Raw genomic sequence first — 16,858 nt, 5'->3', positions numbered from 1 at the left:
ATGGATGATGTGAGCACCACCACCGAGGCTACGCCGGAAAACGCCGGCAACAGCGTCGTTTCCGCCTCGGGCATCCCGGCCGATGAACTGGCGCGGCTGACCGATGACATCGTCTCGGCGCTGAAGACGGTCTACGACCCGGAAATCCCGGCCGACATCTACGAGCTCGGCCTCGTCTACAAGATCGACGTCGAGGACGACCGCTCGGTCAAGATCGACATGACGCTGACCGCGCCCGGCTGCCCGGTGGCCGGCGAAATGCCCGGCTGGGTGGAAAATGCTGTCGGCGCCGTCGAAGGCGTGTCTGGCGTCGAAGTCAACATGACTTTCGATCCGCCCTGGACGCCCGATCGCATGTCGGAAGAGGCGCAGGTGGCGGTGGGCTGGTACTAGCAGCGAGCCCGGTACACTTGCGCCAATGGTAAAACTTCACCATTTTAGGTGAGGACTCATTCGGCAGGCCTTGAACCTGCATGGAATGGAGAAGGAAAAACATGGGACGATTTGCCGTCATCACGATGACCGAAAAGGCCGCCGACCGGGTGCGCGAGATCGTCGCCACGCGCGATAACGCGCATGGGATTCGTCTCGGCATCAAGAAGGGCGGCTGCGCCGGCATGGAATACACGGTCGACCTGGTGACCGAGCCCAACGCCAAGGACGACCACATCGAACGCGACGGCGCCCATGTCTATGTCGCGCCGGAAGCAGCACTTTTCCTGTTCGGCACCGAGATGGATTTCGAGCAGACGACGCTGCGCACCGGCTTCACCTTCCGCAACCCGAACCAGAGCTCGGCCTGCGGCTGCGGCGAATCGGTCGAATTGAAACCGGCCGATCTGAAAGTCTTGGCCGAGGCGCGCGCTTCGGCCTGAGCATTTCCTTCGCCCCGTTTACGGGGTGAAGAAAGCTAATCCACCCACATGCCTGTCCGCTTGTGCCAGTCGGCGATCGATTCCTCGGGATAGACGTCGAACACCTTGTCCTTCGGCCCGATATCGGGCTCGACCCAGTTCGCCTTGTATTTCAGCATCAGATGCACTTTTTCGGGCGGCTTCGGCAGGTCACTGTCGATCGCCGAGGCGAAGGGATGCACCAGTTCCGGCCAGGTCGGGTCGTAGAGCCACAGCGCTGACCCGCATTTGCGGCAAAAATTGCGCTCGCCGGTCGAGACCTCGCAATTGGGATGCTCGTCGTCCTCGATCTCGGCGCGATAGACGCCAAGGTTTCTCTTGCCCCTGATGTTCAGCGTTTCGTAGTCGGCGCCTAGATTGATGGCGAAACCGCCGCCGCCCTGCTGCTTGCGGCAGATCGAGCAGTAGCACAGCATGAATGGCACGGGCGTGTGGCTTTCCACCTCGAAACGCACGGCGTTGCAGCGACAGGACCCCTTGAGCAGCACAGGCATGGCAAAAACTCCGACAGGATAGCCACAACCTGTCAGCATGATTTTGGTTGCGGCGATGACAAGGCCAAATGCCGGTGACATGATCGCGGCATGGACAATGAACGCATCGCTGAACTGTTCGAGGGCCTCGGTCAGGTCAGCATCCGAAAACTGTTCGGCGGCAAGGGCATCTATTTCGACGGCGTCATCGTCGCCATTGTCCTGCGTGGCGAATTGCTGCTGAAGGCGGACGAGCAAAGCGCACCGGATTTCGAAGCCGCGGGCTGCCGGCAGTGGACCTATATCGGCACGCGCCACGGCAAGCTGGTAGCGATGCCCTACTGGAGCATTCCCGACAGCGCTTTTGACGATCCGGACGAAATGACGGTCTGGGCACGCCGCGCCTATGAGGCGGGGCGGCGCGCCGGCAAGTGACCTACAAGGCCTTGGCGATCTCAGCCGCCAGCCTTGCATTGTTCTCGACCAGCGCGATATTGGTCTTCAGGCTGCGGCCGCCGGTGAGTTCGAGGATTTTTCCCAGCAGGAACGGCGTTACCGCCTTGCCGGTGACGTTGAGGGCCTCGGCCGCCTTCTGCGCGGCTTCGATGTAGCCCGCCATTTCTTCAGCGGGGATTTCGTGGTTTTCCGGCACCGGATTGGCAACCAGCAAGCCGCCGCCCAAACCCAGAGCCAGGCGCGTCTGATAGAAATGCGCGATGTCTTCCGGCTTGTGCAGGGTCAATGGCGCCCGGAACGGCGACTGCCGCGACCAGAAGGCGGGCATCGTCTCGCAGCCATGGCCAACCACAGGCACGCCGCGCGTCTCCAGCACTTCCAGCGTCTTTTCGATGTCGAGGATCGCTTTGGCGCCGGCCGAGACGACGATGACCGGCGTGCGCGCCAGTTCATCGAGGTCGGCCGAGATGTCGAAACTCTTTTCCGCGCCCTTGTGCACGCCGCCGATGCCGCCGGTGGCGAATACTTTTATCCCGACCATGTCAGCCGCGATCATGGTCGCTGCGACCGTGGTGCCCCCGGTGCGGCCTTGCGCGACGGCGAAGCCGAGATCGGCGCGCGACAGCTTCATGGCGTCACCCGTCATCGCCAGCGATTCGCGCTCGCCGTCGGAGAGGCCGATCTTGATGCGGCCGCCAATCACGGCGATCGTCGCCGGCACCGCGCCGCCGTCACTGATGATCTTCTCGACATTGGCCGCCATGGCGCCATTGTCGGGATAGGGCATGCCATGGGTGATGATGGTGCTTTCGAGCGCCACCACCGGACGCCCGGCGGCCAGGGCTTGCCCTACCGGTGCGTGGATATCGATGAAAGGGCGGGCGGTTTCTGGCGTCATCTCTGATCTCCAATCCGGAGTGCGGCGCATCCACTGCGCTCTATGGATTTGCCGGTCTCATGCCACTTCCCTGGCATCCGGCACAAGGGCCAGCGCCTCCGCGAAACTCGCCGCGGTGAATTCGGGCACCGCATTGGCGCTTTCGATGGTCAACGTTGCCGCCGCGACGCCTTCGCGCAGGGCCTGGCGCAATGGCAGGCCGCGCAGCAGTGCCGCGACCGTCGCGCCCGCCAGTGCGTCGCCGGCGCCGGTGACATCGGCAACTTTTCTCGGAGCAGGCGGCAGGATCGAAAAGGCGCCCGTGCCGTCGAAACCCAGCACAGGGCCACTGCCTGCCGTGACCACGCCGCTGGCAAGGCCGCTGAACCGCAATCCGTCGATCATTTCCTGCTCGCCGACACCTGCATTGACGCCGGCCAGCACAGCGGCCTCCCGTCGGTTCATGAAGAGTTGGGCCAGCCCGCCGAGCACCGGTATCAGCCGCGTCACCTTGGCTGGCGAAATCGCGATGGCGAAAACCGGTTTGCCGGCGGCGAGCGACAGCAACCCCTCCAGTGCGGCCGACGGCAGGTTGGCGTCGCACAGGATGGCATCGGCGGCGGCCACTTCCTGGCGTATCTTGGAACGTCTGATCTGCTTGGGAAAAGCCAGGTCGTACAGCGCCATGTCGGCAAAGCCGACGATCAATTCGCCCTCGCGATCGATCAGCGCTGTGTAGCTCGGCGTGGCACGATCGAGGAACACCGCCGAAAGATCGGCGATGCCTGCCTCGGCGATGGCCCGTGAAACCGTATCGGCTGACGCATCGCCACCGCGCACCGAAAGCAGCGATGCGCAGAGGCCGCGCCGCACCATGCTGCGCAACGCATTGAAGACGCCACCGCCGACATCCTCGCGCATCGTGCCGGGATTGGAGGCGGCCGGCACATAGGGGCCGGACACCTGGCCACGCCGGTCGATATGGGCACCGCCCACGGCCAGTACCTTCAACGAATCCACCATGGCGGCGATATGACCTTTGTTGTTGGGACCGCACAAGCGCTAGAGTGCGCGACAGAGCTTCGCATGCAGGACGGCGATTCGGCCGGGCGATACGATCGAGCCGTCTGGCCCAATGCGCGGCCTGTTCCTGCCCGGGCGGAGCCTGTTCCTGCCCGGGTTTGCGAGACAAAAAAAGAACAAATCAGGATATCGCTTGTTTTTCAATTGGTTGTCACCCCCTTGCCAAATGAGAACAAAAAAGGTACAAATTGACAAGGATTACGGATTGTCCGGCCTTCATTGACGACCAAGGGGTGATGTATCATGGCTCAGAATTCTTTGCGGCTGGTAGAGGATAAGGCAGTGGACAAATCAAAGGCTCTGGATGCGGCGCTGTCGCAAATCGAGCGGGCTTTCGGCAAGGGCTCGATCATGCGGCTCGGCGCCAACGAGCAGGTCGTCGAGATCGAAACGGTGCCGACCGGGTCGCTCGGCCTCGACATCGCGCTCGGCGTCGGCGGTCTGCCGCGCGGCCGTATCATCGAGATCTACGGGCCGGAAAGCTCGGGCAAGACGACGCTGGCCCTGCATACCGTGGCCGAAGCCCAGAAGAAGGGCGGCATCTGCGCCTTCGTCGATGCCGAGCACGCGCTCGATCCGGTTTACGCCCGCAAACTCGGCGTCGATCTTGAAAACCTGCTGATCTCGCAGCCCGACACCGGCGAGCAGGCGCTGGAGATTTGCGATACGCTGGTGCGTTCCGGCGCCATCGACGTGCTGGTGGTCGATTCGGTGGCGGCGCTGACGCCGCGCGCCGAAATCGAGGGCGAGATGGGCGATTCCTTGCCGGGCCTGCAAGCCCGCCTGATGAGCCAGGCGCTGCGCAAGCTGACCGCCTCGATCTCGCGCTCCAACACCATGGTCATCTTCATCAACCAGATCCGCATGAAGATCGGCGTCATGTTCGGTTCGCCCGAGACGACGACCGGCGGCAACGCGCTGAAATTCTACGCCTCGGTGCGTCTCGACATCCGCCGCATTGGCTCGGTCAAGGATCGCGACGAGGTGGTGGGCAACCAGACCCGCGTCAAGGTGGTCAAGAACAAGCTGGCGCCGCCCTTCAAGGTGGTCGAGTTCGACATCATGTATGGCGAGGGTGTCTCCAAGACCGGCGAACTGGTCGATCTCGGCGTCAAGGCCGGTGTGGTCGAGAAGTCGGGCGCCTGGTTCTCCTATAATTCGCAGCGTCTCGGCCAGGGCCGCGAGAACGCCAAACTGTTCCTGCGCGACAATCCCGACACCGCGCGCGAGATCGAACTGGCGCTTAGGCAGAATGCCGGGTTGATCGCCGAAAAGTTCCTCGAAAACGGTGGCTCAGAGGGCAATGGCGATGATGGTTTTGAGGACGAAGCCGGCGCGATGTAGGGCAACGCCAGAGTTTGGCCATAAATCCAGCCTATTATCTGATGCTTAAGTAACAGAGTTCTGTAGTACCGCGTTCCAAACCGCCGGCCTTCGCGCCGGCGGTTTTCGTTTGCGTGCCTGCGTAAGTGCCGGTGCAAAGCGCGAATTGGCCCAATTCCGTGTTTCTGGACAGGGTCAAGAGCTACGGCTAAAAGGCCAACTCCATCTTCTAGAAAACACAGAGCCATCTCCCGCCGGTCCGGCCGGCGGCTCTCTTGAAAAGGCAGTATCCATGAGTGGCGTGAACGAGATCCGGTCGACATTTCTCGACTATTTCCGCAAGGAGGGCCACGAGGTCGTGGCCTCGAGCCCGCTCGTGCCGCGCAACGATCCGACATTGATGTTCACCAATGCCGGCATGGTGCAGTTCAAGAACGTCTTCACCGGTTTGGAGAAGCGGCCCTATTCGCGTGCCACCACCGCCCAGAAAAGCGTTCGCGCCGGCGGCAAGCACAACGATCTCGACAACGTCGGCTATACCGCGCGCCACCTGACCTTTTTCGAGATGCTCGGCAATTTCTCCTTCGGCGATTATTTCAAGGAGCGCGCCATCGAGCTTGCCTGGAACCTCATCACCAAGGAATTCGGGCTGAAGAAGGATAAGCTGCTGGTCACCGTCTACCACACCGACGATGAGGCGGCCGATTTCTGGAAAAAGATCGCCGGTTTCTCCGACGATCGCATCATCCGCATCCCGACCTCGGACAATTTCTGGGCGATGGGCGATACCGGACCCTGCGGCCCGTGCTCGGAAATCTTCATCGACCGTGGTGAGCACATCTGGGGCGGCCCTCCCGGCAGTCCGGAGGAGGATGGCGACCGGTTCCTTGAATTCTGGAATCTGGTGTTCATGCAGTATGAGCAGGTGACGAAGGAGGAGCGCGTTGACCTGCCGCGCCCGTCGATCGACACCGGCATGGGCCTGGAGCGCATGGCATCCATCCTGCAGGGGGTGGAGAGCATCTTCGAGACCGACCTGTTCCGTCATTTGATCGATGCTGCGTCCTCCGCGCTTGGGCGCGCACCCGATGCGGAAACGGTTTCCTCCTACCGCGTCATTGCCGATCACCTGCGCTCGTCCTCCTTCTTGGTCGCCGACGGCGTGCTGCCGTCGAATGAAGGCCGCGGCTATGTGCTGCGTCGCATCATGCGCCGCGCCATGCGCCATGCGCAGCTGCTCGGCGCCCGCGATCCATTGATGTGGAAGCTGGTGCCGGCGCTGGTGCGCGAGATGGGCCAGGCCTATCCGGAACTGGTGCGCGGCGAAACGATGATTACCGAGACCTTGAAACTCGAGGAGACACGGTTCCGCAAGACGCTGGTGCGCGGCCTCGGGCTGCTCTCCGAGGCGACGGAGAAGCTCGGCGCCGGCGACATGCTGGATGGCGAGACGGCATTCAAGCTCTACGACACCTATGGCTTTCCGCTCGACCTGACACAGGACGCGCTGCGCCAGCGCAGCATTTCGGTCGATCTTGCCGGATTCACCAATGCGATGGAGCAGCAGAAGGCGGAGGCGCGTAAGCACTGGGCCGGGTCCGGCGAGGCCGCCACCGAAACGGTTTGGTTCTCCGTGCGCGAAAAAACCGGCGCCACCGAATTCCTCGGCTACGAAACCGAGCAGGCTGAGGGCCTCATCCAGGCGCTGGTCAAGGACGGCAAGACCGTTGACAGCGCCGCCAAGGGCGATGCGGTCGCCGTGGTCATCAACCAGACGCCGTTCTATGGCGAATCCGGCGGCCAGATGGGCGACACCGGCGTAATCTCGGGTGAGGGGTTCTCGATCGAGATTTCCGATACGCAGAAGAAGGCCGATGGTCTGTTTGTGCATCTCGGCAAGGTGATCGCAGGCACGGTCAAGACGGGTGCCGCGGTCGAACTGAAGGTTGATCATGCCAGGCGTTCCAGGCTACGCGCCAACCATTCCGCCACGCATCTGATCCATGAGGCGCTGCGCGAGGTGCTGGGCACCCATGTCGCTCAAAAAGGCTCGCTGGTCGCGCCCGAGCGCCTGCGTTTCGATATCTCCCACAACAAGCCGATCTCTCCGCAGGAGCTCGAAGAGGTCGAGCGCATGGCCAACGAGATCGTCGTCCAGAACAGCCCGGTGACCACGCGCCTGATGTCGGTCGACGACGCCATTGCTGAGGGCGCGATGGCGCTGTTCGGCGAGAAGTATGGTGACGAGGTGCGCGTCGTCTCGATGGGCACGGGCGTTCATGGCGCTAAGGCCAACCGGCCTTATTCGGTCGAGCTTTGTGGCGGCACGCATGTCAGGGCGACCGGCGATATCGGCTTGGTGCGCATCGTTTCGGACGGCGCGGTCGCCGCAGGCGTGCGCCGCATCGAGGCGCTGACAGGCGAAGCCGCGCGAAAACATCTCGACGAGCAGGACAGGCGGCTGAAGGCGGCCGCTGCCACGCTGAAGATCTCGCCGGCGGATGTGCCAGCGCGCGTCGAAGCGCTGCTCGAAGAGCGCAAGAAGCTCGAGAAGGACCTGGCCGAAGCGCGCAAGAAGCTGGCGCTGGGCGGCGGGTCGCCTGCCGATGCCCCGGCCGCCAACGAGATCGTCGCTGGCGTCGGCTTCCTCGGCAAGGCGGTTTCCGGCGTCTCGCCGAAGGATTTGAAGCCGCTGGCCGACGCCGGCAAGACTTCGTTGGGCTCTGGCGTCGTCGTGTTCGTTGGCGCTGGCGAGGACAACAAGGCGAGCGTCGTGGTCGCCGTCACCGATGATCTCGTCAACCGCTTCAGCGCCGTCGACTTGGTGCGCGTCGCCTCCGCCGCATTGGGCGGGCAGGGCGGCGGCGGCCGTCCCGACATGGCCCAGGCCGGCGGACCGGACGCGTCGAAAGCCAACGATGCGATCGCGGCGGTAAGGGCGGCGCTCGAGGCAGCGTAAGCGTCGGATTGGACTTATTACGACGGTTGGGAGGGGCGCCGCCCCGAAGCCATCTCAATCCTTGTCAACTAACCTTGTCGGTGCGCGCAAAGCTTGCACGCACCGAGACACGCGCATACCAGTCCCGGATACCCGCAAACCGCCCCAGCAAGTCGCGTCCTTCGGCAACCCTGACGAAATAGCCGATCATCGGCGCCGCATGCAGGTCGGCCAACGTCAGCTGGTCGCCAAGCAGCCATGGCCCTTGTGTCTTCAGCGAGGTCAGCACCCTGAGCACTATTTCGGCTTGCCGCTGCCCGCCGGCGATCAGCGCCTCGTCGGGAGCTTCTTTTTCCAGCCGCTCGACAGCGACGTCCCAGACCATCGCCCGATAAGCATAGGCATCGAGCATGCCGATGATCTGGCCCATCCTGGCGCGGCCGCGCACATCGGCAGGCTGCAGCGCCGGCCCATCGAAGGCCTCGTCGACATAGCGAGCGATCGCGCTGGTCTCGAAGAGGCGGAACCCGTCGTGCTCGAGGGCCGGAATGCGGCCGAACGGATGGTGTTCGAGATACCAAGCCGGGACCCCCTCGGAGGCGAAGATGTCGAGCGGCACCAGCTCGCAGTCGATGCCTTTCTCCGCCAGCGCCATCCGCGCGATGCGCACATACACACTGTAGTCCGCGCCATAGAGGATTGGCTTGGTCACGCTGTCAGCCCTTTGCTTTCGCCGGCCCCAAAAAACCGAAGGCTCCTTTCGGAGCCTTCGGCATTTGGAACTGCGGGTGCCTACGCCATCGCCTTCTGCAAATTCTCGTCGATCTTGTCGAGGAAGCCGGTGGTCGACAACCAAGGCTGGTCGGGGCCAATCAAAAGCGACAGGTCCTTGGTCATAAAACCGCTCTCGACGGTCTGGATGCAGACCTTTTCCAGGGTCTCGGAAAAACGCTTCAGTTCGGCGTTGTCGTCGAGCTTGGCGCGGTGCGCCAGGCCCCGTGTCCAGGCGAAGATCGAGGCGATCGAATTGGTCGAGGTTTCCTCGCCCTTCTGATGCTGGCGATAGTGGCGGGTGACAGTGCCGTGCGCGGCTTCGGCTTCGACGGTCTTGCCATCCGGCGTCATCAGCACCGAGGTCATCAGGCCGAGCGACCCAAAACCCTGCGCAACGGTGTCGGACTGAACGTCGCCGTCATAGTTCTTGCAGGCCCAGACATAGCCGCCCGACCATTTCAGGCTCGACGCCACCATGTCGTCGATCAGGCGGTGCTCGTACCAAAGTTTCTTTGACTTGAACTCGGCCTCGAATTCAGCCTCGTAGACCTCCTGGAATATGTCCTTGAAGCGGCCGTCATAGGCCTTGAGGATGGTGTTCTTGGTCGACAGGTAGACCGGATAATTGCGCAGCAGGCCGTAGTTCAGCGACGCCCGGGCAAATTCGCGGATCGACTCGTCTAGATTGTACATGGCCATGGCGACACCGGCGCCGGGCGCATCGTACACGTCATGCTCGATCACCTGGCCATCCTCGCCGACGAATTTGATCGTCAGCTTGCCCTTGCCGGGGAAGCGGAAATCGGTGGCGCGATACTGGTCGCCGAAGGCGTGACGGCCGACGATGATCGGCTTGGTCCAGCCGGGCACCAGGCGCGGCACGTTCTTCATGATGATCGGCTCGCGGAAGATGGTGCCGCCCAAAATGTTGCGGATGGTGCCATTGGGCGATTTCCACATCTTCTTCAGCTTGAATTCCTCGACGCGCTGCTCATCGGGGGTGATGGTCGCGCATTTCACGCCGACGCCGTATTTCTTGATGGCGTTGGCCGAATCGATCGTCACCTGGTCGTTGGTGGCGTCGCGGTGCTCGATGCCGAGGTCGTAATATTCAAGCTTGAGGTCGAGATAAGGGTGGATCAGCTTGTCCTTGATGAACTGCCAGATGATGCGGGTCATCTCGTCGCCGTCGAGTTCGACGACCGGGTTCGCCACCTTGATCTTCGCCATGGAAAGAATGCCTCGTTGCTGGGAATGGGACGGCCTTGCCCGCGTGGCGTTGGCCGGGGATGCCGCCCGTATATCAAAGCGCTTTTGGCCACGCAAACGGCGATCGGTCACGAATGCGAGGCCGTGACCGCTGCCATTTGCGAATGCTTCATTTTCCCGGTCGAATATGGCAGGGGACGCTGAAATGCCGCAAACAGCAGTTCATTGACAATCATGCCCATTACCAAAGATTCCGCTAACCCCGCAGCCGCCGGCCCGGCGATCATTCTGGTCGAGCCGCAGCTTGGCGAGAACATCGGCATGGTCGCCCGCGCCATGGCCAATTTCGGACTTTCGGAGCTGCGCCTAGTCAACCCGCGCGACGGCTGGCCGAGCGAGAAGGCGCGCGCCGCCGCCAGCCGTGCCGACCATGTCATTGATGCCGTCAAGGTTTTTGACGACCTGGCCACGGCGCTCGCCGACCTGAACTTCGTCTTCGCCACTACCGCCAGGCAGCGCGACGGCTTCAAATCCGTGCGCGGCCCGGTGGAAGCAGGCAGGATGCTGCGTGCCCGATACGAATTGGGACAACGCACCGGCATCCTGTTCGGACGCGAACGCTTCGGTCTCTACAATGACGAGGTTGGCCTCGCCGACGAGATCGTCACTTTCCCGGTCGATCCCGACTTCTCCTCGCTCAACATCGCCCAGGCGGCCTTGCTGATGTCCTATGAGTGGATGAAGTCGGGCCTGGAGGACGAGACCAGGACAAACTTTACGGGGCCGGAGATGAAGCCTGCAAGCAAGGAAGAATTGCACGGCCTGTTCGCCTATCTGGAAGGCGCATTGGAGGCGCGCGGCTATTTCCGACCGGCGCCGAAGAAGCCGAAAATGGTCGACAATCTGCGCGCCGTGCTGACGCGCGCCGGCTTTGCCGAACCGGAGCTCAAGGTGTTGCGCGGCATCATCTCGTCACTAGACCGGTTCTCACCGGCGATGCCGCGCGGCGATGGGTCGCCGGGCGATGATCCGAGGCGTTTGCCCGCGGCCGCCGCGCGCGCCCGCAAGGCGGAGGCTGCTGGCCGGGTGGTGCCGGACGCTAGTGGCGACGACGCGGACACGCCGCCGCTCGGCGGCAAGGGAACCGACAATGACTGACCAGCCGATCCTGATGTTCGATTCCGGCGTCGGCGGGCTCACCGTGTTGCGCGAGGCGCGCGTGCTGATGCCCGACCGTCGCTTCATCTATGTCGCCGACGATGCCGCCTTTCCCTTTGGCGCCTGGGAAGAGCCGGCGCTGCGGGCCCATATACTGGAGCTGTTCGCCAGACTGCTCGACCGGTTTGCGCCGGCCCTTTCGGTCATTGCCTGCAACACCGCCTCGACGCTGGTGATCGATGCGCTGCGCGATACCTTTCCCGGCCATCCCTTCGTCGGCACGGTGCCGGCGGTCAAGCCGGCGGCCGAGCGCACGCGCTCGGGCCTGGTCTCGGTGTTGGCGACCCCGGGCACGGTAAAGCGCCAGTACACGCGCGACCTGATCGCCAAATGGGCGCAGAAATGCCATGTCCGCCTGGTCGGCAGCGACCGGCTGGCGGGTCTGTCCGAAGCCTACATGCGCGAGGGCTTCGTCGACGAGGAGGCCGTGCGCGCCGAGATCGCGCCGTGCTTTATCGAGCGCGACGGCATGCGCACCGATATCGTTGTGCTGGCCTGCACGCACTATCCCTTTCTGGTCAACCGCATGCGCAAGACGGCGCCCTGGCCGGTCGACTGGATCGATCCGGCCGAGGCGATCGCACGGCGCGTCCTTTCGCTAATGCCGCCCATCGATGGGGCGCTGCCGCAAGGCGAGCCCGATATCGCGGTCTTCACCTCGGGCAAGGCGGATTTCGCCGTCAGCCGCCTTATGCAGGGCTTTGGGCTGACCGTGCACTTAGACAGTGGCGGAACTGCCCGCCATTCAAACAGGTTCGAAGACGATGCTGCGTTGATCCGGATCGGCCAGGACCAGCCTTAGCGTCAGACCGTCGCCCTGTCTGAGGCCGGAGGCCTTTACGGTGGCGACGACAGGCATGTCGGCAAGCTGAACACGCACGCCATGGTCGACGAAGTCGGTGACGACGGCTTTGAAAATCTCCCCCTCGCGTCCCCTGAGCATTATTGCCTCGGCAAGGTCGATGGCTGCATGGTTGATCTGCGAAGCGCGGCTATCCGCACGTCCCATAGCCTTCGGCAATCTGGCGAACGCGTCGGTGACAGCCTGGGGCACGGGCTGGCCGTTGGCGATGGCTAGCGCGCAGCGCACGACATGGCGATCGGCAAGCCGTCGGAGTGGTGCCGTTGCATGGGCATAGGTCGCAGCCATGGCCTCATGCCATGGGATAACGCCGTCATGATAGGCTTGATAAGACGCGCCGGGGCTTGCATGGCGGATTTCCAGCATCAGTGCTGCTTGTCGCGGATCGGTCGGATCGAGGGTTCGCTGATAGTCTCGCAAACCGGTGGAGGCCGGCCAGGACAGTCCGAGAGCCTGTGCCGCGTTGCGCAATCTTTGAACCTTGAAAGCATCCGGCCCCGACATCACCCGGAACAAGCCGGTGTGGTGCGCAAGCATGGCATCGGCAATCGCCATGTTGGCGGCCAGCGAAAGTGCTGCGTTGTCCTGCTCGGATTGCAGCAGCGGTCTGAACGAAAGCCGGTATGTGCCATCGGCAAGCCTTTCCACCTCCTGCTCGGGTGGGTCGACGCGGGAAGCCCCGCGACGCTGTTCGTTCTTTGCCATGCGCAACGCCATTTCGGCAAAGCCGGCCGGAACGTCGGAAGCCTTCACGCTGTCGTAGGCGAGCTTGGCGCGGCTTTGAATGATTGCCCGCTCCGCACCGTCCAACTTCGTTGCACCGTCCTGCGCAATCCGGACCGTGAAGATAACAGCTGGACGGGGTCCATCCGGCAACAGGCTTGCCGCACCCTCGGCAATCACCGGCGGGTAGAGTCCGGCCTTGCCGTCCGGCAAGTAAAGTGTCTCGCCCCGCGTCCAGGCTTCGAGATCCACCGCGTCGCCGTCCTCGACGAACCAGGCCACGTCGGCAATGGCATAATGCAGCAGAAGATCACCACCGCTCGCCTCGATCGAGAACGCCTGATCGAGATCGGTGGAGGCAGCCGGATCGAGCGTGACGAAGGGCATCGCCTTTCGATCGGCATGCTGGTCGGGCACGCGTTTGGCCGCCGCCTCCGCCGCGGCAACTACATCAGCTGGAAATCCATCCGGCACGTGTAATTCGGTGCGGATTTTCGCCAGGCCGGTGGAGAGAGCCTGTGAGGGATCGGTCAGGGATTTCATTCAGTCGTCCTACACTGGGGTTCCGGACACGGGAAGGTACCAACGAAAATCGCCAAGGCCGGCCACCGGCTGGCACCGAGCGGACCGGAATGGGCCACTGGCGCTGGAACCGCCGCCGAAGCGCGGCGTTTCTCCTGACAGCAAAGGAGAACCGCCATGCCAGCCACCTCGAAAGCCCAGCAGAAGGCCGCCGGCGCCGCACTCTCCGCCAAACGTGGCGAGACCAAGAAAAGCGAGCTCAAAGGCGCTTCCAAGGGCATGTATGAATCGATGAATGAAAAGCAGCTCGAGGAATTCGCCGAGACGAAGCGCAAGGGACTACCGGAGAAAAAGTCCTAGGATTGAGCGCTTCGAGCCAGACTGTCTTGGAAATAAAAAAGGGCCAGCGGCGTTTGCTGGCCCTTTGGGATTGTTGCTTGAACAGCCTACCAGCGGTGGCAGCGCCGTACCCTCTCGACGATCACCCTGCGATGACCATGCCGCCACACCACTCTCTTTTTGACGATGACCCGGCAGACCTGTTTGTGGCCGTGCCAATGGCGCGCCATGGCCGGATCCGGCGCCACCGCCATCGAGCCTACAAGCACCGCCGCGCCTGCCAGGGTAAGGAAGAACTTCTTCATGTAGTTGGGCTCCTCTAGCTCCAGTCCCTTCTTCCTGTGCCGCTGGCGCAAAACCTCCCGCCAAATCCGGCATCGCATCTACGTCGCAAACGCTACATGGTTGTGGTTGGCCACGCTACTCACAAGCTTGACATCGGTTAAATCTCGGTTTAACCAGCCGCCAATGCCGGGCAGCGATGTCCGGTGTTTCTTTTATATACGCAAAGTCAGTCACCCTCTCTGTTTCTGGCCTTGTTTGAACTGACGTGTCCCGTGGGTTTTCCGCCGCGTTGCGTGGGAAAACCCTGTCAGGTCTCGAAAACGGAGGCCAGAGGAGGGCGCGTTTCCTTCACCCGGACCATGAGGTGCCGGGTGTGTTGTTTTGAAAAGGGAATGCGATGAGCAAGCGCGAATCCGCGAAGTACAAGATCGACCGCCGTCTCGGCGAAAATATCTGGGGCCGCCCGAAGTCCCCGGTCAACAAGCGTGAATACGGCCCCGGCCAGCATGGCCAGCGCCGCAAGGGCAAGCTTTCCGATTTCGGCCTGCAGCTGCGCGCCAAGCAGAAGCTGAAGGGTCACTATGGCGATGTTTCGGAAAAGCAGTTCCGCAAGGTCTATGAAGAGGCCGACCGCCGCAAGGGCGACACCTCGGAGAACCTGATCGGCCTGCTCGAATCGCGTCTCGACGCGGTCGTCTACCGCTCCAAGTTCGTACCGACCATCTTCGCCGCCCGTCAGTTCGTCAACCACGGCCACGTCAACGTCAACGGCAAGCGCGTCAACATTGGCTCGTACCGCTGCAAGCCGGGCGATGTCATCGAAGTGCGCGAAAAGTCGAAGCAGCTGGTCATCGTTCTGGAGTCGGTCGGGCTCGCCGAGCGCGACGTGCCGGACTACATCGAAGCCGATCACAACAAGATGGTCGCGACCTTCTCGCGCATCCCGGGCCTCGTCGACGTTCCATTCGCCGTGCAGATGGAACCGAACCTGGTCGTCGAATTCTACTCGCGCTAAGCGAACGCTTTTCTGCGATATCGGAAAGGCCGCCTTCGAGGCGGCCTTTTTGTTTTCGGGCATCCGCTTTGCCGTTTCGATTTTCCGGCCGATGCGTTAATCCGGGCGGAAGTCACATTTCCGGGGCCGTCGCGCCATGAACATGCTGCCAGACATCGAAACCCTTGAACCGGTCGCCGACGGTGGTTTCCATCCACTGTTCGCTGATGTGCCGTCCTCGGTCGAGTTCAACAAATTGCGCAAGCGGCTGCTGCGGCTGACCCGCCAGGCGATCGAGGATTTTTCGATGATGAAGCCCGGCGAGCGCTGGCTGGTCGCGCTGTCGGGCGGCAAGGATTCCTACGGTCTGCTTGCGATGCTGCTTGATCTCAAATGGCGCGGGATGCTGCCGGTCGAGTTGCTGGCCTGCAACCTCGACCAGGGTCAGCCGAATTTCCCCAAGCACATCCTGCCCGACTATCTCGACGCCAACGGCATAGCCCACCGGATCGAATACCGGGACACCTACTCGGTCGTCACCGACAAGCTCCCGGAGGGCAGCACCTATTGCTCGCTGTGCTCGCGGCTGCGGCGCGGCCATCTCTACAGGATCGCCCGCGAGGAGGGCTGCTCGGCCCTGGTCCTCGGCCATCATCGCGAGGATATCCTCGAGACCTTCTTCATGAACCTGTTCCATGGCGGCCGGCTTGCCGCCATGCCGCCAAAACTGCTCAACGACGACGGCGACGTCATGGTGTTGCGGCCGCTGAGCTACTGCGCCGAGGTCGACCTGGAGAAATTCGCTGCCGCGATGCGGTTCCCGATCATCCCTTGCGATCTCTGCGGCAGCCAGGAAGGGCTGCAACGCAACGCCATGAAGGCGATGCTCGAAGACATCGAAAAGCGCATGCCTGGCCGCAAGGACACGATGATCCGCGCTCTGTCCAACACCAGGCCGTCGCATTTGCTCGACCGAAAACTGTTCGATTTCGCCGCCCTCAATGAAACCCTCGCGACCAGGCAAGACATTTCCGATGACATTTGACGATACCGCGATCGACTGGCTGGCCGGCATTCTGGCCGAGGCAGCCCAAGCCGAAATCATGCCGCGCTTTCGCCGATTGGGCGATGGCGATATCCGCCAGAAGACTTCCGCGGCTGACCTGGTGACGGAGGCGGATGTCAACGCCGAGCGGCTGATCACCGCCAGGCTGCGCGAGCGCTATCCCTCGGCCATGATGGTGGGCGAGGAGGCCTGTTCCGAAAATCCGGCGCTGCTCGATGGCTTGGGCGATGCCGAACTGGCATTCGCCATCGATCCGGTGGACGGCACCTTCAATTTCGCATCCGGCGTACCGCTGTTCGGCGTCATGCTGGCGGTCGTGGTCAGGGGCGAGACGGTCGCGGGCATCATCCATGATCCGGTGGGCAAGGACTGGCTCATCGCCGCCAGGGGCGCCGGCAGCCATATCAGGCATGCCCACGGCAGCCTGGAGAAAGTGCATGTGGCGGCACCCGTGCCGATCTCGCAGATGACCGGCGCGGTCTCCTGGCAATATCTCGACGAACCGGAGCGCTCACGCCTTGCACGCAACCAGACCAAGGCACTGTCGCAGTTCGCCTATCGCTGCGCTGCGCACGAATATCGCCTGCTGGCGAGCGGGCACGCGCATTTTGTCGTCTACAACAAGCTGATGCCCTGGGATCACCTGCCCGGCGTGCTGATCCATCAGGAAGCCGGCGGCCATGCCGCGCGCATCGACGGCAGCGCCTATCTGCCCTCGCATGTCGACGGCGGCCTGCTTGTCGCGCCGGACCAGGACAGCTGGCAGGAGCTGCGCCGCGAGCTGTGGGCGCAATAGGTTAAG

Annotated in this window: 18 protein-coding genes; 11 read left to right on the top strand and 7 right to left on the bottom strand. The window is 62.7% G+C overall.

Annotated features, from left to right (window positions below):
* Both FJ960_RS15600 and sufA read left to right on the top strand, forming a co-directional pair.
* A complete protein-coding gene (locus tag FJ960_RS15600; RefSeq protein ID WP_140715109.1) occupies nucleotides 1–393 on the top strand; it encodes an SUF system Fe-S cluster assembly protein in 393 nt (130 codons plus the stop codon).
* Between the two features lie 101 nt (nucleotides 394–494).
* Nucleotides 495–875 carry a Fe-S cluster assembly scaffold SufA gene (gene sufA, locus FJ960_RS15595; RefSeq protein ID WP_140506400.1) on the top strand — a complete coding sequence of 127 codons (381 nt, stop codon included), beginning with the start codon at nucleotides 495–497 and terminating at the stop codon, nucleotides 873–875.
* Between the two features lie 35 nt (nucleotides 876–910).
* On the opposite strand, the gene FJ960_RS15590 is transcribed toward sufA, so the two are convergent.
* Entirely contained in the window at nucleotides 911–1,408 is a 498-nt protein-coding gene (locus FJ960_RS15590) for a GFA family protein (RefSeq protein ID WP_140715107.1), read from the bottom strand.
* Nucleotides 1,409–1,498: 90 nt separating this feature from the next.
* Between FJ960_RS15590 and FJ960_RS15585 the strand changes: the two genes are divergently transcribed.
* Nucleotides 1,499–1,822, top strand: coding sequence for a TfoX/Sxy family protein (locus tag FJ960_RS15585; protein ID WP_140715105.1), 324 nt, complete (start codon nucleotides 1,499–1,501; stop codon nucleotides 1,820–1,822).
* A gap of 1 nt (nucleotide 1,823) precedes the next feature.
* Here the strand turns inward: FJ960_RS15585 and FJ960_RS15580 are convergent, their stop codons facing one another.
* Entirely contained in the window at nucleotides 1,824–2,741 is a 918-nt protein-coding gene (locus FJ960_RS15580; RefSeq protein WP_140715103.1) for a pseudouridine-5'-phosphate glycosidase, read from the bottom strand.
* Between the two features lie 57 nt (nucleotides 2,742–2,798).
* Entirely contained in the window at nucleotides 2,799–3,743 is a 945-nt protein-coding gene (locus tag FJ960_RS15575) for a carbohydrate kinase family protein (RefSeq protein WP_140715101.1), read from the bottom strand.
* 303 nt (nucleotides 3,744–4,046) lie between these two features.
* On the opposite strand from FJ960_RS15575, the gene recA reads away from it, so the two are divergent.
* Both recA and alaS read left to right on the top strand, forming a co-directional pair.
* On the top strand, nucleotides 4,047–5,147 hold the full coding sequence (recA, locus tag FJ960_RS15570; RefSeq protein ID WP_013895892.1) for a recombinase RecA: 1,101 nt from the start codon (nucleotides 4,047–4,049) through the stop codon (nucleotides 5,145–5,147).
* Between the two features lie 271 nt (nucleotides 5,148–5,418).
* A complete protein-coding gene (alaS, locus tag FJ960_RS15565; protein WP_140506385.1) occupies nucleotides 5,419–8,085 on the top strand; it encodes an alanine--tRNA ligase in 2,667 nt (888 codons plus the stop codon).
* A gap of 64 nt (nucleotides 8,086–8,149) precedes the next feature.
* On the opposite strand, the gene FJ960_RS15560 is transcribed toward alaS, so the two are convergent.
* Both FJ960_RS15560 and FJ960_RS15555 read right to left on the bottom strand, forming a co-directional pair.
* Nucleotides 8,150–8,776, bottom strand: coding sequence for a glutathione S-transferase family protein (locus FJ960_RS15560; protein ID WP_140715099.1), 627 nt, complete (start codon nucleotides 8,774–8,776; stop codon nucleotides 8,150–8,152).
* 80 nt (nucleotides 8,777–8,856) lie between these two features.
* Nucleotides 8,857–10,068 carry an NADP-dependent isocitrate dehydrogenase gene (locus FJ960_RS15555; protein WP_027143667.1) on the bottom strand — a complete coding sequence of 404 codons (1,212 nt, stop codon included), beginning with the start codon at nucleotides 10,066–10,068 and terminating at the stop codon, nucleotides 8,857–8,859.
* A gap of 213 nt (nucleotides 10,069–10,281) precedes the next feature.
* Between FJ960_RS15555 and FJ960_RS15550 the strand changes: the two genes are divergently transcribed.
* Nucleotides 10,282–11,205 (top strand): RNA methyltransferase, encoded by a 924-nt coding sequence (locus tag FJ960_RS15550; protein WP_140715097.1) that lies wholly within the window; start codon nucleotides 10,282–10,284, stop codon nucleotides 11,203–11,205.
* Entirely contained in the window at nucleotides 11,198–12,067 is an 870-nt protein-coding gene (murI, locus tag FJ960_RS15545; protein WP_140715095.1) for a glutamate racemase, read from the top strand. The genes FJ960_RS15550 and murI overlap by 8 nt, the downstream gene beginning before the upstream one ends.
* Here the strand turns inward: murI and FJ960_RS15540 are convergent.
* Nucleotides 12,011–13,393 carry an RNB domain-containing ribonuclease gene (locus FJ960_RS15540; RefSeq protein WP_140715093.1) on the bottom strand — a complete coding sequence of 461 codons (1,383 nt, stop codon included), beginning with the start codon at nucleotides 13,391–13,393 and terminating at the stop codon, nucleotides 12,011–12,013. The genes murI and FJ960_RS15540 overlap by 57 nt on opposite strands.
* A gap of 156 nt (nucleotides 13,394–13,549) precedes the next feature.
* Between FJ960_RS15540 and FJ960_RS15535 the strand changes: the two genes are divergently transcribed.
* Nucleotides 13,550–13,732 (top strand): DUF3008 family protein, encoded by a 183-nt coding sequence (locus FJ960_RS15535; protein ID WP_015318153.1) that lies wholly within the window; start codon nucleotides 13,550–13,552, stop codon nucleotides 13,730–13,732.
* Between the two features lie 86 nt (nucleotides 13,733–13,818).
* On the opposite strand, the gene FJ960_RS15530 is transcribed toward FJ960_RS15535, so the two are convergent.
* Nucleotides 13,819–14,016, bottom strand: coding sequence for a hypothetical protein (locus tag FJ960_RS15530; protein ID WP_140715091.1), 198 nt, complete (start codon nucleotides 14,014–14,016; stop codon nucleotides 13,819–13,821).
* Between the two features lie 377 nt (nucleotides 14,017–14,393).
* Between FJ960_RS15530 and rpsD the strand changes: the two genes are divergently transcribed.
* The 3 genes from rpsD (at nucleotide 14,394) to FJ960_RS15515 (ending at nucleotide 16,852) form a co-directional block, all read left to right on the top strand.
* Nucleotides 14,394–15,011 carry a 30S ribosomal protein S4 gene (gene rpsD / locus FJ960_RS15525; protein WP_140715089.1) on the top strand — a complete coding sequence of 206 codons (618 nt, stop codon included), beginning with the start codon at nucleotides 14,394–14,396 and terminating at the stop codon, nucleotides 15,009–15,011.
* 136 nt (nucleotides 15,012–15,147) lie between these two features.
* A complete protein-coding gene (ttcA, locus tag FJ960_RS15520; RefSeq protein ID WP_140715087.1) occupies nucleotides 15,148–16,035 on the top strand; it encodes a tRNA 2-thiocytidine(32) synthetase TtcA in 888 nt (295 codons plus the stop codon).
* On the top strand, nucleotides 16,025–16,852 hold the full coding sequence (locus tag FJ960_RS15515; RefSeq protein WP_140715085.1) for an inositol monophosphatase family protein: 828 nt from the start codon (nucleotides 16,025–16,027) through the stop codon (nucleotides 16,850–16,852). Before ttcA ends, FJ960_RS15515 begins: the two co-directional genes overlap by 11 nt.
* The last annotated feature ends 6 nt before the right edge of the window (nucleotides 16,853–16,858 follow it).

The sequence above is a fragment of the Mesorhizobium sp. B2-3-11 genome (genome assembly GCF_006442215.1).
Taxonomy (GTDB): Bacteria; Pseudomonadota; Alphaproteobacteria; order Rhizobiales; family Rhizobiaceae; genus Mesorhizobium; species Mesorhizobium salmacidum.
Note: the sequence above shows the minus strand (reverse complement) of the source record. Positions and strands in the feature narration are given on the sequence as shown.

What these genes read in the sequence shown, in the direction of transcription:
- FJ960_RS15600 (WP_140715109.1), top strand. Translation starts at nt 1, where the DNA reads ATGGATGATGTGAGCACCACCACCGAGGCTACGCCGGAAAACGCCGGC.
- sufA (WP_140506400.1), top strand. Translation starts at nt 495, where the DNA reads ATGGGACGATTTGCCGTCATCACGATGACCGAAAAGGCCGCCGACCGG.
- FJ960_RS15590 (WP_140715107.1), bottom strand. Translation starts at nt 1,408, where the DNA reads ATGCCTGTGCTGCTCAAGGGGTCCTGTCGCTGCAACGCCGTGCGTTTC.
- FJ960_RS15585 (WP_140715105.1), top strand. Translation starts at nt 1,499, where the DNA reads ATGGACAATGAACGCATCGCTGAACTGTTCGAGGGCCTCGGTCAGGTC.
- FJ960_RS15580 (WP_140715103.1), bottom strand. Translation starts at nt 2,741, where the DNA reads ATGACGCCAGAAACCGCCCGCCCTTTCATCGATATCCACGCACCGGTA.
- FJ960_RS15575 (WP_140715101.1), bottom strand. Translation starts at nt 3,743, where the DNA reads ATGGTGGATTCGTTGAAGGTACTGGCCGTGGGCGGTGCCCATATCGAC.
- recA (WP_013895892.1), top strand. Translation starts at nt 4,047, where the DNA reads ATGGCTCAGAATTCTTTGCGGCTGGTAGAGGATAAGGCAGTGGACAAA.
- alaS (WP_140506385.1), top strand. Translation starts at nt 5,419, where the DNA reads ATGAGTGGCGTGAACGAGATCCGGTCGACATTTCTCGACTATTTCCGC.
- FJ960_RS15555 (WP_027143667.1), bottom strand. Translation starts at nt 10,068, where the DNA reads ATGGCGAAGATCAAGGTGGCGAACCCGGTCGTCGAACTCGACGGCGAC.
- FJ960_RS15550 (WP_140715097.1), top strand. Translation starts at nt 10,282, where the DNA reads ATGCCCATTACCAAAGATTCCGCTAACCCCGCAGCCGCCGGCCCGGCG.
- murI (WP_140715095.1), top strand. Translation starts at nt 11,198, where the DNA reads ATGACTGACCAGCCGATCCTGATGTTCGATTCCGGCGTCGGCGGGCTC.
- FJ960_RS15540 (WP_140715093.1), bottom strand. Translation starts at nt 13,393, where the DNA reads ATGAAATCCCTGACCGATCCCTCACAGGCTCTCTCCACCGGCCTGGCG.
- FJ960_RS15535 (WP_015318153.1), top strand. Translation starts at nt 13,550, where the DNA reads ATGCCAGCCACCTCGAAAGCCCAGCAGAAGGCCGCCGGCGCCGCACTC.
- FJ960_RS15530 (WP_140715091.1), bottom strand. Translation starts at nt 14,016, where the DNA reads ATGAAGAAGTTCTTCCTTACCCTGGCAGGCGCGGCGGTGCTTGTAGGC.
- rpsD (WP_140715089.1), top strand. Translation starts at nt 14,394, where the DNA reads ATGAGCAAGCGCGAATCCGCGAAGTACAAGATCGACCGCCGTCTCGGC.
- ttcA (WP_140715087.1), top strand. Translation starts at nt 15,148, where the DNA reads ATGAACATGCTGCCAGACATCGAAACCCTTGAACCGGTCGCCGACGGT.
- FJ960_RS15515 (WP_140715085.1), top strand. Translation starts at nt 16,025, where the DNA reads ATGACATTTGACGATACCGCGATCGACTGGCTGGCCGGCATTCTGGCC.